Annotated in this window: 11 protein-coding genes and 1 pseudogene; 1 reads left to right on the forward strand and 11 read right to left on the reverse strand. The window is 70.2% G+C overall.

Features of this window, described 5'->3' with window-relative positions:
- From Q0C41_RS23615 to Q0C41_RS23625, 3 genes and pseudogenes are all read right to left on the reverse strand, one after another.
- Positions 1–334, reverse strand: a pseudogene (locus tag Q0C41_RS23615) (RND transporter); the annotation flags it as partial.
- A 6-nt stretch (positions 335–340) separates the two neighbouring features.
- A complete protein-coding gene (locus tag Q0C41_RS23620) occupies positions 341–2,716 on the reverse strand; it encodes an ABC transporter permease (RefSeq protein ID WP_291988023.1) in 2,376 nt (791 codons plus the stop codon).
- Positions 2,717–2,720: 4 nt separating this feature from the next.
- Positions 2,721–3,380: an ABC transporter ATP-binding protein gene (locus tag Q0C41_RS23625; RefSeq protein WP_367079301.1), complete on the reverse strand. Its 660-nt coding sequence runs from the start codon at positions 3,378–3,380 to the stop codon at positions 2,721–2,723.
- Between the two features lie 300 nt (positions 3,381–3,680).
- On the opposite strand from Q0C41_RS23625, the gene Q0C41_RS23630 reads away from it, so the two are divergent.
- Positions 3,681–4,298, forward strand: coding sequence for a YceI family protein (locus Q0C41_RS23630; protein ID WP_291988027.1), 618 nt, complete (start codon positions 3,681–3,683; stop codon positions 4,296–4,298).
- A gap of 65 nt (positions 4,299–4,363) precedes the next feature.
- On the opposite strand, the gene Q0C41_RS23635 is transcribed toward Q0C41_RS23630, so the two are convergent.
- From Q0C41_RS23635 to Q0C41_RS23670, 8 genes are all read right to left on the reverse strand, one after another.
- Positions 4,364–5,767: a PAS domain-containing sensor histidine kinase gene (locus Q0C41_RS23635; RefSeq protein ID WP_291988029.1), complete on the reverse strand. Its 1,404-nt coding sequence runs from the start codon at positions 5,765–5,767 to the stop codon at positions 4,364–4,366.
- Positions 5,768–5,803: 36 nt separating this feature from the next.
- On the reverse strand, positions 5,804–6,010 hold the full coding sequence (locus Q0C41_RS23640) for a hypothetical protein (protein ID WP_291988031.1): 207 nt from the start codon (positions 6,008–6,010) through the stop codon (positions 5,804–5,806).
- A 120-nt stretch (positions 6,011–6,130) separates the two neighbouring features.
- Entirely contained in the window at positions 6,131–7,489 is a 1,359-nt protein-coding gene (locus tag Q0C41_RS23645) for a sigma-54 dependent transcriptional regulator (protein ID WP_291988033.1), read from the reverse strand.
- Positions 7,490–7,532: 43 nt separating this feature from the next.
- The gene (locus Q0C41_RS23650) at positions 7,533–10,934 is read right to left on the reverse strand and encodes a M20/M25/M40 family metallo-hydrolase (protein WP_291988035.1); all 3,402 of its coding nucleotides are present in this window, start codon (positions 10,932–10,934) and stop codon (positions 7,533–7,535) included.
- A 10-nt stretch (positions 10,935–10,944) separates the two neighbouring features.
- Entirely contained in the window at positions 10,945–13,179 is a 2,235-nt protein-coding gene (locus tag Q0C41_RS23655) for a TonB-dependent receptor (protein ID WP_291988037.1), read from the reverse strand.
- 70 nt (positions 13,180–13,249) lie between these two features.
- Complete coding sequence (locus Q0C41_RS23660) at positions 13,250–14,002, reverse strand: endonuclease/exonuclease/phosphatase family protein (RefSeq protein WP_291988039.1); 753 nt, start codon at positions 14,000–14,002, stop codon at positions 13,250–13,252.
- Positions 13,999–14,514, reverse strand: coding sequence for a hypothetical protein (locus Q0C41_RS23665; RefSeq protein ID WP_291988041.1), 516 nt, complete (start codon positions 14,512–14,514; stop codon positions 13,999–14,001). The genes Q0C41_RS23660 and Q0C41_RS23665 overlap by 4 nt, the downstream gene beginning before the upstream one ends.
- A gap of 62 nt (positions 14,515–14,576) precedes the next feature.
- Positions 14,577–15,091, reverse strand: a 515-nt coding sequence (locus Q0C41_RS23670) for an RDD family protein (protein WP_291988043.1), incomplete at its 5' end; no start/stop codon positions are given.

Below are 15,091 nucleotides of genomic sequence, written 5' to 3' on the forward strand. Positions count from 1 at the left end.
GTTCGGCGCGCGTGCGCGCGTCGAGCAACCCCGACGCGGCGGGACGCATCGTGGCCACCACCGTGGTGCCGGCCTCGACGCGATCGCCCGGGTCGATGTCGATGCGGAGCACGCGCCCGGCCACGGGCGCCGACACCACGTAACGATCCTGGACGCGCGTCTCGCCGTCTTCGTCGAGCGTCACCTGCAGCGGCGCCGAGGTCACGACCGCCGTGACCACCTCGACCGCACGCGGGCGTACGGCCCACGCCGCGAGGGCCACCAGCCCGGTCACGACCGCCACGCCCACGAGGCGACGCCCAGTGAGCCGATCACGGGCAGGGATGATGGACATGACACGCTACTCCCGGGTCTTGAGCACGCCCACGAGGTCGAGGTGATCCAGCTGACGCCGGACCACCAGGCCAGAGACGAGGGCGGCGCCCATGGTGACGACCGCCGCAGCCGCGTAGGTGCGTGGCGCGACGGCGACAGGAAACCGGTACATCTCGGTCTCGAACAGTCCGATGACCAGCGCGGCGAGCCCGTAGCCGATCACCAGACCGACGGGAATGGCGAGGACCACGACGACGGCCAGCTCGCCGAGGAGCATCGTGGAGATCTCGACGCGCGTGTAGCCGAGCACGCGCAGGCTGGCCAGGTCGCGCCCGCGCTCGGAGAGCGAGAGACGGGCCGCGTTGTAGACGACGCCGAACGCGATGATGCTGGCAAACAGGACGTTGAAGCCGATCATCACGCCCATCGTCTCGTCCATCTGCCGAACGAAGTTCTCGACCATCGCATGCGTGCTGCTCACACCCGCCACCGCCGGCATGGCCTCCAGTCGCCGGTAGAGTGCCGCTTCCTCGCGCGCATCGATCAGCAGGTGGGCCCCGGAGACGAGACGCCCCTCCCGGAGCAACGTGCGCAGGGCCTCCAGGCGCATGTAGGCCGAGAGGCCAAGATACTCGTCGACGATGGCCGTCACGGGGACACGGACGGTGCGGCGGCGGCCCTCGAGGACCTCGACCGTGACGGAGCCGCCAGCCTCGACGCCGAGCGCTTCGGCCAGCGAACGGGACAGGACGAGACCGGCCGGGGGCAGCGCCATCACCCGGCCGCCGATGTCGACGACCCGCTGCAGGCGTGGCGTGTCGACCAGGCCGGTGATCAGCAACTGTCGTGACCGCTGCGCCACGTGCAGGCGGACCTGCACGGTGCGCGTGGCCTCGACGTCGAGTACCCCGGGCAAGCGCCGGAGTTCGTGGACGGCGGCGTCGCCGCGTGGCTCCACGAAGGTGACGGTCACATCCTGCCGCTGCACGAGGTCGAACTGCACGCGCAGCATCTCGGTGATCGCATCGAGGAAGAACAGCCCGAGCACCAGCAGGGCTGCCGAGCACGCCACGCCGAGCACGGAGGTCGCGCTTCGCACCGGCTGCCGCTCGAGGTTGCGGACGACCATGCGTGCCGCCGGGCCGAGCACGTGCGCGAGGCCGACGCGCTCGACCAGGCTTCGCGTGAACATGGCGGGCGGCTCGGGCCGCATCGCTTCGGCCGGGGGCAGCCGCACGGCGCGGTGCACGGCGCCCATGGCACCGCCCACCGACGCCACGAGACTGATGGCGAGGCCGGCGAGGGCCACGCCCGCGGGCATGCGGTAGAGCAGCTCCGGAAAGCGGAAGAAGTCGTTGTACATGGCGATGATGCCGCGGCCCATCCAGGCCCCGCCGGCCACGCCGGCCACGCTCGCGCCGACACCGACGACGAGGCTCCATTTCGCGTAGTGCCAGCCCAGTTCGAGCCTGCTGTACCCGAGCGCCTTGAGCGCGGCAATCTGTTCGCGCTGCACCGAGACGATGCGCGAGAGGACCACGTTGAGCAGGAAGGCGGCGACGACCAGGAAGATCAGCGGCACCAGCATGCCGAAGCCACGCAACTGGGCCAGTTCGTTCGTGAGGGACCAGTTGGACATCTGCAGGCGACGAGGAATGGCGCCGAAGCCGCCGTAGGGACGCAAGACGACGTCCACGTGGCCGATCACGGCAGGCTCGCTCGCGCCGGGCGACAGCGCGAGGACCACATCGTTGAAGCCGCCCTCCATGTCGAAGGCGGCACCGAGCGCCTGCCGGCCCATCCAGAGCACACCGAAACGGCGGTCGTCGATGATGACCTCGCCAGGGCGCACGGTGTAGACGTACTCGGGCGAGAGCGCGATGCCGACGACCTGCAGATGCCGGCGTCGGCCGTTGATGAGGGCGGGGATGGTACTGCCGGGCCCGAGGCCGTTGGCCAGCGCAAACGCCTCACTGGCGAGGACCTCGTCGGGACGTCCGACGTCCATCCAGCGGCCGCGGCGCAGGAAGAGATCGTTGAGCATGGGCGCCCGCGGGACGGGCACCGACACGAGCCGCCCTGTCGCAGGCGCTGGCTGCCCCGGCAGATCGAGCGTCACATCGGCCACCACGCGTACGTCGACCTGAGCCACGCCTGGAATGGCGGCCAGCCTGGTCGCCAGCGACAGCGGCGCGCGCTTCACACTGGCGAACACGTCGGCGAAGCGGTGCCGCTCGTAGTAGCGCTCCTGCGTGCGCTGCAATGACGTGAACGTGGAGAAGTACGCGACGAACATCGCGAGGCCCACCGCCATCACCGCGCCGATCGCGAGCGCCTGCCCCTTGAGGCGCCAGAGGTCGCGCAGCAGCTTGCGGTCGAGGGCGCGGACCATGCCGACCATGGCGTCACCACTCCAGGTCGCGCGGCGGACGGCGGGTCGCGTTGGGCCGGACCGAGGTGATGCGGCCGTCGGCGAGCGTGATGACCCGGTCGGCCATCGCGGCCACGACCACGTTGTGGGTGATCACCACGGTGGTCGTCCCGAGTTCGCGGTTGACCCGATCGATGGCCTCCAGCACCAGGACGCCCGTGACGCTGTCGAGCGCGCCGGTGGGTTCGTCGCAGAGCAGCACGTCGGGACGCTTGGCGATGGCCCGCGCGATGGCCACGCGCTGCTGCTCGCCGCCGGAGAGTTGCGCGGGAAAGTGGTCGAGGCGGGCCGCAAGGCCCACGAGCCCGAGGGCCTCCTCCGGGGTCATCGGATCGGCGGCAATCTCGGTGACCAGGGCGACGTTCTCGCGCGCGGTCAGGCTGGGGATCAGGTTGTAGAACTGAAAGACGAACCCGACATGCTCGCGACGATAGCGGGTGAGCGCCCGGTCGTCGGCCGTGGTCAGGACGTGATCGCGGTACACGACCTCGCCGGCCGTGGGCACGTCCAGGCCGCCGAGGATGTTCAGCAGCGTGGACTTGCCGCTGCCGGACGGGCCGAGCAGCACGAGGAGCTCGGATCGCACCAGATCGAGATCGACCCCGGCCAGCGCGTGCACCTCGACCTCCCCCATCAGGTAGGTCCTGGTGAGCCCACGCGCCCGGAAGACCACGTCGGCGGCGACGCCCGAAGCCACGCCGGGCGTCAGTGCACCTCGCGAGCCATCGACGCCGCCCCGTCGCGCAGGCGCGATGGGGCCCTGCCGGGCCTGGCCGCTGGATTATTCCCCGCCCCTCCGCGAAGGCTTCCCCAGTTATGCGGGCCGCTTATGGCATCCATCGAAAATCGCGCGGTTCCACGCCCCCGGCGGGCGGCACGCGAGTTGCCTTTGATCGGGCAGGAGCTTGCTCGTTCATTCCGCCGAGGTTCCATCATGACTCTTTCAGTTCTCCGTCCCACACTGTCCGGCGCCATCGCCATCACTGCCCTGCTCGTGTCGGGTCTCGCCTCCGCCCAGGAATCGCCCGTGGTCGTGTCCAGCGCCACGGTGACCGTGTCCGGCACGTCCACCGTGCTCGACTGGAGCGCGACGACCAACGAGGCCCAGACCCGCAACGTGAAGGTCACCAGTGACCTGCCCGGCGGCGACTTCTTCTGGGTCGGCGTCATCCAGCCAGGGGCCGTCGAATCCTTCGAGGTGGTCGTGCCCGTCGCCGCTCTCAAGTCCGACCGCGACAACTTCACCGCCGACATGCATGTCGCGCTCAAGGCCGACGTCCACCCCGACATCGTCTTCACGATGCAGCGCATGGAGAAGAAGCCCGGTGGCGCGCGCGCCATCGGCCTGCTCAAGGTCGCCGGTGTCGAGAAGGAAGTGACCCTGAACCTGATCACCAGCCTGCGCAACGGCAAACTGCTGGTGATGGGCAAGATCGACCTGCTGATGACCGACTTCGGCATCGCCCCGCCCACCGCGATGATGGGCGTGCTCAAGACCGACCCGAAGGTCACCATCAAGTTCGAGACCTGGCTCGCGAAGCCGACCACGTAGTCGGACGCGCCACGCGCACTGGCAGGACGAGAGGCCCTTCGAAGGGCCTCTCGTCGTTGTGAGGGCTAGCCCGGCCCGGCCGGCCCGGGCAGCGTCAGCGTGAAGACGGTGCCGCCTTCGGGCGGGCAGGTGACCGCCAGCGTGCCCCCATGCAGTTCGACGGTGCGCTGTGCGATCGGCAGCCCGAGACCGCCGCCCCGGGCCTTGGTGGTGAAGAAGGGTTCGAAGATCTGCTCGCGGATCTCGTCGGGAATCCCGGGGCCCGTGTCACGCACCTGCACCTGCACCATCCCCCCGGGCGCGACGGCCGTCGCCACCGTGATGCGGCCGCTGCCCTGCAGCGCCTGCGCCGCGTTGAGCACCAGGTTGAGCACGGTGGCGCGGGTCAGATCCGCATCGGCCCGCACGACCAGGGACGGGCCCTGCGCCTCGAACTCCAGGCCCTGTCCGGCCGGATCCTGCCGCACCGTGGCGAACACGTCCCGCACCACCGGCGCCAGTTCGAGCTCGGCGATGCGGGGTGGCCGAGGACGGGCGAACAACAGCAGGTCGTTGATCAGGTCGTTGAGCGACTCGGTGCGCGTGAGAATCTCCTGCATCACGGTGCGCTCGGGGTCGTCGGCCTTGCGACGTCCCATCAGCACCTGCATCGCGCCGCGGATGCCCGCCAGCGGGTTGCGCACTTCGTGGGCGAGCACCGCCGCCATCTGCCCGACGCGCGCCAGCGCAGCCTGCTGCGTCAAGGTCTCCTCGGCGGCCTTGCGCGCCGTGATGTCGGCCCGGATGGCGATGTACTGATACGGCTTCCCCTCCTCGGACATGAACGGGACGATGGTGGTGTCGACCCAGTACAAGTGGCCCGACTTGGCCCGGTTGCGGATCTCGCCGTGCCACACCCGCCCGCGCGCAATGGTGCGCCAGAGCTCACTGATGAACTCGGCGGGGTGGTGGCCCGAATTGATCAGGCGATGGTCCTGCCCGAGCAGTTCGTCGCGGGAGTAGCCCGAGATCTCGATGAACTTGTCGTTGACGTACGTGATGCGGCCGCGCACGTCGGTGATGGCCACGATGGCGGCGGCATCGAGCGCGCGCTTGAAGTCACCGAGCTGCTCGAGATGAGCGCCCGCCTGGCGTTCGAGCATGACGAACCGCCGCACCACCAGCGCACTGAAGATGAAGACGAGGATCATCAGGGGGTAGTTGACGACCACCCCGGGCGCCGTGTGGTCGTCCCAGCCGGCGTACAGATCGACCAGCACGAGCGCCGCGGCCCCGTAGGCGGCCACCAGCGGGAACGGCAGCCACGCGCTCCACAGACCGAGCAGGATCACCCCGACGTACAGCATGCCGATGGCGCTGCCCACCGGCACTGTGAGGTCGATGGCGAAGATGAGCGCCGTCAGCAGCAGCCCCAGCACGGGCAGGGCGCGGCCGCGCGGTGCGGCGAGATGGCGAAAAGACAGGGGCACGCGGGTCGATGCTACCCCAGGGGTGCAGGCCCGTCGCTAGCGCATCGGCGTCATCGAGGGCAGCGGGGTCGGCGGGGCGCCTTGCACCGGGCGGCCATCGCGCACACGGGCCGACCAGAAGTGCCCGCAGCCGCAGGCATACCACGCGATCGTCAGCGTGCTGCCCGTCATCGCCGGCACTTGCGGCTGCCCGCACGACGGGCAGGTCATCGCGAGGGCGTCGAGGCGCTTGCCGGCATTCATGCTTCGACGCTGAGCAACAGCCATGCCGCCGTGCTGTCCTTGAAAAAACGACGTCTTGTGACCGCCCCCCGGCGTCTCCCTGCCGAACTCTCCCGCTCCGGCATGGGGAAAAAGTCCCGTTCAGCTCGTCGTCTTGCCCAGGCCGAACTTCTCGATCCGATACCGGATCTGGTCGCGATTGAGGCCGAGCAGCGTCGCCGCGCGCGTCTGATTGCCGCTGGCGCGCTCGAGCGCCTGCACCACGAGACTGCGTTCCAGTTCCTCGAGGTTGACGCCTTCGGCCGGCAGCGACAGCCCGGACGCGACAGGAGCCGCGCCCGTGATCGCCGGGAAGTCCACCGGCTCCAGCCACGGGCCGTCGCTGAGCAGCATGGCCCGCTCGACGGCGTTGCGCAGTTCGCGGATGTTGCCCGGCCAGCCGTAGTGCTGCATCGCCCGCAGCGACGCCGCAGAGGCCCCGCGGACCGACTTGCGGAACTCCCGGTTGAACTGATCGACGTAGAAGGTGACCAGCGCCGGCACATCCTCGAGATGCGAACGCAGGGCCGGCAACTCGATCGGCAGCACGTTCAGGCGGTAGTACAGGTCCGATCGGAAGTGCCCGCCCTTGACCTGCTCCTCCAGATTGCGGTTGGTAGCCGCGATGATGCGGACGTCGACGCGCACGTCGTGCTGCCCGCCGACGCGCTTGAAGGCCTTCTCCTCGAGCACGCGCAGCAGCTTGGCCTGCAGCGCCGGCACCATCTCGCCGATTTCGTCGAGGAAGACCGTGCCGCCATCGGCCGACTCCAGCAGGCCGCGCTTCTGCTGCCGCGCGTCGGTGAAGGCGCCGCGCTCGTGCCCGAACAGCTCGCTTTCGAGCAGCGTCTCCGGGATCGCCGAGCAGGTGATGTTGACGAACGGCTTGTGCGCGCGGTCGCTGTTGAAGTGCAGGACCTTGGCGGCGAGATCCTTGCCGGTGCCGCTCTCCCCGGTCAGCAGCACCGTCGAGGCCGGACTCGCAGCGACCTTGCGCAGCATCGCCTTGACCTCGACCATCGGCGGCGAGTCACCGACGATGCGTTCCGGGGCGTAGGGCTGGGCCTTCTCGGCGCGCAGGTTGCGCACCTCGCGACGCAACTGGGTGGTCTCGAGCGCCTTGGCGACGAGGTCGGACACGGCGTCGACGTTGAACGGCTTGTTGGCGACGTGATAGGCGCCGGTCTTCATCGCCTCGACGGCGGTGTCCACCGTCGCGTACGCCGTCAGCAGGATGACGACGATGTCGGGGTCGTGCTCCTTGATCTGGCGGAGCACGGTGACGCCGTCGATGTCGGGCAGCTTGAAGTCGAGCAGCACGAGGTCGACGCCCTCGTGCACCTTGTCGATCGCCTCCTGCCCGGTCGCAGCCTCGATCACCCGCATCCCGTCGGCCTGCAGGCGTTCGGACAGCGACCACCGGATCAGTTGCTCGTCGTCGGCGACCAGGATGGTGGTCATTCGCGGGAGTATAGCGGGTCGCGTGATGCGCGCGCCGACCCGCCTACCGCGTCGAGAGCGTCACCGTCACCTGCTGACGCGTGCCCTCCCGCTCGAACGTCACCGGGACCTGCTGGCCAGGAGCCAGGGTCTTGAGCACGTCGGAGTAGGCCGACAGCGATCCCAGGGGCTTCCCCGCCATCTCGAGCAGGACGTCGCCGGCCTTCATGCCGGCCTGCTCGGCCGGCGACCCGGGCACCAGCCCCGAGGCCTTGACGCCCGGCCCCGCGAACGCAAAGTCCGGCACGATGCCGAAACCGGCGCGGCGAGGGGCGGCGCTGGCGGTGCCGGGTGGCGTTTCGGACGGCCGGTTCGGAGACCCGGCCCTGCCCTCCAGGTTCGACGAGGAGCTGATCGTCACCGTCAGCGGCTCCGGCCGTTCGACGAGGTACGCCAGGGCCTCACGCGCCACGGTGGCGACGCGAACCAGGCCCGGGATGTCGACCTTGTCGGCGGTGTCGCCAGGACGGTGGTAGTCCGCGTGCGGCGCCGTGAACAGCTGCACCCCCGGAATGCCCCGCGCGATGAAGCTCGCCTGGTCGGACGACTCGATCCCCTGCGTCGCCATCTGCGTCTGGATGCCGGTGACGAAGCCGATGCCACGGAACACGTGCGGCCACTCGGTCGCCGTGCTGGCGCCGATCACCCCGAGCGGCGCCGTGCCGAGGCGGCCGACGCTGTCGATGTTGAGCATGGCGCGGATGCCTTCGCGCGGGCGCACGGGATGCTCGACGTAGTGCTTCGATCCCTGCATGCCGGACTCCTCGGCAGTCACGGCGACGAACACGAGCGTGCGGCGCGGCGGCCCTGCGGCGGCCATCGCCCGGGCGACCTCGAGCAGCACCGCGACGCCGCTGGCGTTGTCGTCGGCGCCGGGATGGAGCTGGCCGGCGTCGCCGGCCCGCGGATTCGGCCACCCCATGCCGAGATGGTCGTAGTGCGCGGTGACCACCACCGACTGATCGCGCCAGGCGGGGTCACTCCCCGGCAGGATGCCGACGATGTTGGCCAGCGTGACGGGCGTGCCCTCGGGTGACTGCGTCGAGGTGAAGACCTGCCGCCAGGACCCGTCGGGCATGCCGGGCGTGAGGCCCGCGGCCTTGAACTGTGCCGCCACGTACTCGGCGGCCTTGTCGAGGCCCGCCGTGCCGACGCCGCGTCCCGTGAAGGCCGCATCGGCCAGCGTGGACACGTGCGTCTTCAGGGACGTCTCCGAGAAGACGGCCGGCAGGGTCGCCAGCGGGGGGCGCGTCAGCACCAGCGGCGGGACGGCGAGACCGGCGGTATTGCGCGCGGCGTCGCGCAGGTCCACCGACAGTGGCGAATCCGACGCCTGCCACTGCCCCTTGAGCATGTTGGTCGGCTCGGCGCCCTCGAAGCCCAGGTACGAATACTTGCCGTAGTGCGGCAGCTTGCGCCCGAGGCCGGGCATGGCGTCGACACGGTCGGCGACGATCCAGCCGACGGCTCTGGTCACATCACCGGGGTGACGGCGGACGATGACCGCGGCGTGGTCGCGCAGGGGCATCGCCTGGCTGTCGATCGTGATGGCGTCGGCATCGAGGCGCACCGCGGCGGCGTCGACGAGTCCGCGCGCGAACCGGTTGCCGCGGCCGAACAGCCAGACGGACCGATCCGACGGCAGGGCCGTGATGTCGGTGTCGAGGACGACGCGGGGCGCATGCGCCGGCGCCTTCCAGCTCTCGGCCATGGCGCGATACGCCGTGACCCGCGCGGGGTCCTCGCTGGCCGCGATCACGACCAGCGGCGCGGCGTCGCCGAACAGCTGCCCGAGCGATGGCGGCGTCTCCCGGGCGTCGAGCCGACGGAACGTGTCGAACGCCGGATCCACGTGGAGCATCACCGGCGCGTCTGGCGTGATGATGCGAAACGACGCCTCAGCGCCCGTCAGGGACACCGTCGTGGCCACCGGCTTTCCCGTCGTCTGCACGACCACGGGCACGTCGATGGCAAAGGGGGCGCCGGGCTGCGCCTGCACGAGCGTGCCCTCGACGAGGAACGCCGCGCCGGTGCCCGTGGCGGCGCCCTGCACCACGGTGCCCTTGACCGCGATCGCCGGTGCGCCCTTGCGCTCGATCCAGTCGGCGAAGAACCGTCGCAAGTCCTGCCCTCTCACCGCCTCCATCGTCGTTCGCACATCGTCGAAGGAGGCGCGCTTGCCCTTGAAGTCGCGGTAGAAGCGGGCGAGGAACTTGCGGAAGGTGTCGTCGCCGACGCGGACGCGCAGCGCGTGGAAGCCCATCATCGTGCGGCCGTAGCCGATGGCTTCGGTGGCGGCGCTGTGGCGGCCGCGGAACTCGACGAGCGGGAAGTCCTGTCCCGTCGAGACGTAGTCGCGGTACTTCTGCAGGGTGGAGCGCCGGTACACGGCGTCCTCGCCGCGCTGCTCCTGCATCAGGTGATCGGCGATGTAGGCCGTGAGTCCCTCGGACCAGTTGCCGCGCGCCTCTTCCACGAAAACCGAGTTGCCCCACCAGTTGTGGAGAATCTCGTGCGGGTACGACGAGGTGAGGATGAACGGGAAGCGGATGATCTGCGGCCCGAGCAGCGTGAACGACGGCATCCCGTAGCCGGTCTCCCAGAAGTTCTCGACCAGCGCGAACTTCTTGTAGGGATACGGCCCGATCAGCCCGCGATACATCTCGAGGTACTGCGCCGTCGCGGCCAGGTACTTCGACGACAGCGCGGCATCGGCCTCGTGCAGATAGACCTGCGCGTCGACGGCCCCGGCGGCCTGCGTCGTCACCTGCAGCGGACCGCCGACGAGATGAATCTGGTCGACGAGGTCGGTGGAGGCCCAATGGGCACGACCATCGCTGCCGCGAGACGTGCCGGCCCCTTCGCTGACGACGCGCCAATTCGCGGGCTGCGCCACGCTGAGTTCGAACGTCACGAGGGCGCGCCCGACGAGCGGGTACCACCCACTCGAGCCCGGCAGGTACACCCCGGTTGCGGAGACGATGCCCGGCGTCGAGCGGAAGCCGCGGGTGTACTCCTCGCGCGCGTCCGACAGCGGAAAGTCGAGCACGCCCGTGTACTCGAGCCGGAACGGCGCGCCGGGCGTCGGCACGGTCACGCGGTATCGCTTCACCGCCGCGGCCTGCTGCACCTCGCCCCCCTCGATCTCGCCGAGCCAGGCCACGTCGCCCACCGGCACCTCGCGCACGGCAGGCTCCGATTTCGTGACGCGCAGTCGCGAGTGAAGGAGGAACTCGATCTCGCCGGCCTTGCCCTCCGGAGTGACTTCGGCCTTGACGGCGACGGTGCCCGTGGCCGGGTCGAGCGTGACGTCCAGCGTCTGATGGACGCGGTCCTGTGCCGACGCGGCGCACGCCAGCACGCTGGCGCACAGCACGAACATCCCGAGGCGTAGCGGTCGCTGCATGGTCTGTTCCCTACCGGAGTCCACCGAGGTCGATCGTGAGCCCGGCGAGGAAGGTGCGCGGCGCCAGCCACGCCTGGAAGTCCCCCTCGATGGGCTGTCCCTGCGCGTTGCGGAGGAACACGTCGCCCTCGTCGAACAGGTTGCCCATCTGCAGGTACAGACTGACGACGTTGGGCCCCCGCCGCAGCAGGCGCTGCGAGACCTGGGCGTTCCAGACCTGGTAGCCCGACTGGTACGACCCATCCGGTGCGGGAGGCACGTCGCCGAGCACCTGCCCACGAATATTGGCACGCAAGCCGAGGCGATTGCTGGCCCACAGCAACTTGAGGAAGGCCGAATGCCTGGCGAAGCCGCCGATCTCGATGCCGTCCTGGTCCTCGCGCCGGTTGAGGGTGTAGGACAGGCTGGGCGTGAAGCCGCCCGGCAGGCTGGCCGCAGCCCCGAGATTGGTCCCCTGCGACGTGTAGGTCCGCAGGTTCGCATACGTGAAGGGCTGCCGACTCAGATCGAAGGTGATGCCGTTCTCGACGCGCGCGAGGTAGTAGTCGGCCGAGAGTTGCACCCGGGCGGTCGCCCAGGCGTAGCCGGCATTGACGGTGTTGGCGGTCTCCGGCTGCAGATTCGGATTGCCGACGAACGCCGGAGGCGTGAACAGGTACAGCTCACCGAAGTAGGGCGGACGGTAGCCCTGCCCCGCGCTGAGGCGGAGGCGGTGCTGGTCGGCAAGGCGCCAGGAGAGGCTGGCCTTGGGGCTCCACTCGCTGCCGAAGTCGCTGAAGTCGTCGTAGCGGACGCCCGCGGCCACGGTCAGGCGGTTGCCGACCCGCACCTCCTGCTGGAACCAGGCGGTGGTGATGTCTCGCGCCGGGTCCACGACGTCGAGCGAGCCTCGACTCAGCTGCTCGTGGCGACGCTCGAAGCCGCCCTGCAGCGGGTGGTCCATCCCGAACGCGCGCCAGGCGTGCGAGGCGGTGAGGCGCAGCTCGTCGTTCCATTCCCGCCAGGGCGGCTGGGGCTGCACCCGTCCGCCGACGACGAACACGCGGGTCTCGTCACGCAGGTACCAGCCGCCGGTGTAGGCGGCCGTGACCGTCGTGCTCGGCGACAGGATCACGTCCATCGTCGGTGACACGGAGTAGCGCGTGAGGTCGCGCTGCGAGTCGTAGACCGTCGAGGCCAGCTGGGTGGCGCCCGAGAAGAAGTAGTTGTCGATGTCGCGCTTCGAGTAGTCGCCGGCGGCGCGGATCAGGACGCGATCACCGAGGCGGGTGTCCGCGTTGAGCGTGCCGGACCACCACGTGCTCGGCGGCTGCCCGATCGTCTGGGGGTTCGCGGTGCTGAGGTCGAAGCCGTCGTACTCGCGATAGCCGGCACTGCCGCTGACCCCGCCGCGCGAGCCGCGCCACCCCAGGGTCTGGTTGACCCGCCAGTCGCCGTACGACCCGCCGCTGATGTCCGACAGACTGGTCACACCCGGGGTGCGCGACTGCCGCGTCACGAAGTTCACGACGCCGCCGATGGCATCGGAGCCGTACAGCGCCGACCCCGCGCCCTTCACGACCTCCACGCGATCCACGCCCGTCAGGGGCAGATCTTCGAGATTCAGGTTGCCGTTGGCGTCCTTGCCCAGGTATCGGCGACCGTCGATGAGCACGAGCACGCCGCTGTTCGGGATGCCGTTCAGGGAGAGATGGCCCTGCCCGCCGCCGGCCTGCACCTGGATGCCGGCGCCCGTCTGCTCGGAGAGGAGGTCCTTCGCGGTCCGGGCCCCGGTATCGGCGATCTGCGCCTGATCGATGAGGACGATGGGATCGGCGACGTCGAGCAGCACCTGCTCGCGGCGATTGGCCGTGGTCACGGTGACCTCGGCCGAGAACTGGGCCAGGGTCAGGGCAACGTCGACGGACGCGACCCCGGTGCCCTCGACGACCACGTCGGTTCGTGTGGCGTCGGCGAACCCGAGGAACGACACCCGAACGGTGTAGGTCCCGGCCGCCAGACCGTCGATCGTGGCGACGCCGACGGCATCGGTGATGGCCGCGGCGAGGGGGGCCAGGGGCACGTCGCTGCGCGCGATGGTGACCGTGGCGCCCGGCAGGACGCCGTCGGCGTCTCGGGCCGTGACCTGCAGGCGGGCGTTCGCGGCGGGCGTGGAGAGGGTCGAAGACTGGGCGAGGACGGGACCAGCTATGGAGCACAGCGTCGCACAGAGCACGACGCCTGACAGGACAGGGCGAGTACGCATCACCCCCTAGCGTTCCTGACGGTCGAGTCAAGGTCAAGCGTTGTGACGCAGCGAGCCGTGACGACCGCGCTCAGTTCCCCGGGAGGCACTCGATCAGGAGCGGCAGATGGTCGGAGGCCTGCGCGGCGTCCTCACCGCCGATGACGTCGCAGGCGGTCACGCGGTCGAGGGTCGCCGTGGGCGCGAAGACGTAGTCGAGACGCAGATGCGGCCCCCACGACGGGAACGTGAAGCCGGTCTCCCCCGGGTGCCTGGCGCGAAAGACGTCGACGTAGCCGGCATCGAAGACCTGCTGCACCGTCCGCCAGCGGATGTGACCGCCGCTGATCCACACGAAGGGGCGCAGCCGCAGCGGCAGGCGCCGGATGTCGAGCAGTTCCCCGGGAGCGAGGGTGTTGAAGTCGCCGAGCAGCAGGTGGAAGCCTCCGGCCCTGGCCGAGACGGACTCGATCAGGGCCCGGACTTCGCGGACGCGCCGGCGTTCGGTCCACGCGGCGTGGACGGCGCTGAGGTGGACCCCGAACAGGCGAATCCCTCCGCCGGCCGGCACCAGTTCGAGGAAGGCATGCCGCGACACGCGCGGCTGCCGCCACTCGACGTGTTCCACGGGTCGGCGGGACAGGAACCCGAGCGACTGGCGATGCGACGCGCCCCACTGGGCCATGTCGGTGGCACGGGCCAGCGCCTCCACCACGGCCGGCTTCGTGGCCTCCTGCAGGAGGACGACGTCGGCCCGGGTCGCCCGGATGACGGCCGCGAGGCCGGGTTCGCGCCCCTGCCCGCCGTACCGGATGTTCCAGGACAGGACACGCAGTGGCGTCACGCGGGGGGCTCGCTGTCGATGAGGGTCAGGTACGGCTGCCCGATGAGGTCCCCGCGCAGTTGGATCACCCAGTCCCTCGACGCCTGGACGTTGACCGGGCGCCCCGCCATCGCCGTCAGTTCCGCGCGCAGGTCGGCCAGGGCCGGCGCGATGTCGGGGTCCTCTTCGCCCATCGGGCGGGTGTGGACGCCCGGCAGATAGGACCCGGTCACGGTGAAGGCTGCGAGGACATCCGCACCGACCAGCGTCAGGTCGATGTCGCTGGTGCCGGGGCCGTCGGCATCGAAGGACGCCCCGTCCTTCCACCGCACTCCCGTGACGGCACTGCCGCGCACGACGGCGCGGGTGCCGGCCGGCACGGCGTCGACAATCGCCTGGCGGAAGGCCTCGTAGCGGCGTTCGTCCGAGTCGAAGACCAGACGAATGAACGTCGCGCGCTTGTCGGCCTCGGTGAGCCCGCCCTGCATCTGGTCGGGGGGCGGCTCCGGCGGGGGCTGGGGAGTGTCGAACATACCCCGACACGTAGCAAGGAACGGGCCATCGACACGCCACCGGCCCACGCCTGAACGGTCGGTCAGGACAGGGGGTAGTTGCGCGGCACGCGCACCACGAAGGTGCCGGCGACCTTGTCGTGCCAGGACTGTCGCTCCGGGTCGCGCAGAATCCACAGCGCCCCCAGCCCGAACGTCGCAATCGAGAAGATCCCCACCAGGCCACGCACGAGCGCGTCGACGAACCGGAGGGGCGCGCCGTCGACCCGCACGACCCGCAGCTGGCAGATGATGCCGCCGAGCGTGGTGGCCTTCCACACCCAGAACCCCACGTGGTACGCCACGAGCGCGAGCACGAACCAGTCGCCCGGGTCGTCGCTGCCGAGCATGGCCGCCGTCATCGCCACGAGCACCATGTCGAGCACGAACGCGGCGGCGCGCTCACCGAAGCCCGCACGCGGAAAGGCCAGCAGCGCCCGCGGGTCGACCGCTGACTCGGCGGGCAGCGCGTGCGGCATCGGCGGCAGGTCCCCGGCGAAGGCGGGCGGTGGCAGCGCGAACGGATCCGCCAGCGCGACCGGCGCGGCATCGAACGGTG

Source organism: Luteitalea sp., assembly GCF_022842525.1.
Taxonomy (GTDB): Bacteria; Acidobacteriota; Vicinamibacteria; order Vicinamibacterales; family Vicinamibacteraceae; genus Luteitalea.

What these genes read in the sequence shown, in the direction of transcription:
- Q0C41_RS23620 (WP_291988023.1), bottom strand. Translation starts at nt 2,716, where the DNA reads ATGGTCGGCATGGTCCGCGCCCTCGACCGCAAGCTGCTGCGCGACCTC.
- Q0C41_RS23625 (WP_367079301.1), bottom strand. Translation starts at nt 3,380, where the DNA reads ATGGGGGAGGTCGAGGTGCACGCGCTGGCCGGGGTCGATCTCGATCTG.
- Q0C41_RS23630 (WP_291988027.1), top strand. Translation starts at nt 3,681, where the DNA reads ATGACTCTTTCAGTTCTCCGTCCCACACTGTCCGGCGCCATCGCCATC.
- Q0C41_RS23640 (WP_291988031.1), bottom strand. Translation starts at nt 6,010, where the DNA reads ATGAATGCCGGCAAGCGCCTCGACGCCCTCGCGATGACCTGCCCGTCG.
- Q0C41_RS23645 (WP_291988033.1), bottom strand. Translation starts at nt 7,489, where the DNA reads ATGACCACCATCCTGGTCGCCGACGACGAGCAACTGATCCGGTGGTCG.
- Q0C41_RS23650 (WP_291988035.1), bottom strand. Translation starts at nt 10,934, where the DNA reads ATGCAGCGACCGCTACGCCTCGGGATGTTCGTGCTGTGCGCCAGCGTG.
- Q0C41_RS23655 (WP_291988037.1), bottom strand. Translation starts at nt 13,179, where the DNA reads ATGCGTACTCGCCCTGTCCTGTCAGGCGTCGTGCTCTGTGCGACGCTG.
- Q0C41_RS23665 (WP_291988041.1), bottom strand. Translation starts at nt 14,514, where the DNA reads ATGTTCGACACTCCCCAGCCCCCGCCGGAGCCGCCCCCCGACCAGATG.